This window comes from Roseomonas sp. 18066, from assembly GCF_902706185.1.
In the GTDB taxonomy this organism is placed as follows: Bacteria; Pseudomonadota; Alphaproteobacteria; order Acetobacterales; family Acetobacteraceae; genus Pseudoroseomonas.
Window position 1 is genome coordinate 1 of the sequence record NZ_CACSJM010000395.1, and the last position, 407, is coordinate 407.

Genomic DNA, 407 nt, shown 5'->3' on the forward strand with positions numbered 1-407 from the left:
GGCTAAACCGTTCCATGTGTGAATAGCCGGCGGGCGTTGCATGGTCGGGGTTGTGGGACTTTCCATACCAGTTCTGCCGGGCTGGTGGGGTGTGATGTGCGCGCATAGGTGAACGGTTTTGAAAGGCCGGCCAGAGAGGGTGTTAGTCCCGTAACCGTAATGTGTTTGTGCCGCCTGTGAGAGTATCCCAAGTAGTACGGGGCCCGAGAAATCCCGTGCGAATCTGTCAGGACCACCTGATAAGCCTAAATACTCCCTAATGACCGATAGCGGACCAGTACCGTGAGGGAAAGGCGAAAAGAACCCCGGGAGGGGAGTGAAATAGTACCTGAAACCGTGTGCTTACAATCCGTCGGAGCCAGTCTGATTCTGGTGACGGCGTGCCTTTTGAAGAATGAGCCTGCGAG

The 407-nt window shown here is 55.5% G+C and carries 1 rRNA gene; it reads left to right on the forward strand.

The features are described 5' to 3' along the window. Positions 1–407 (forward strand): 23S ribosomal RNA (locus tag GVN67_RS29395); the annotation flags it as partial.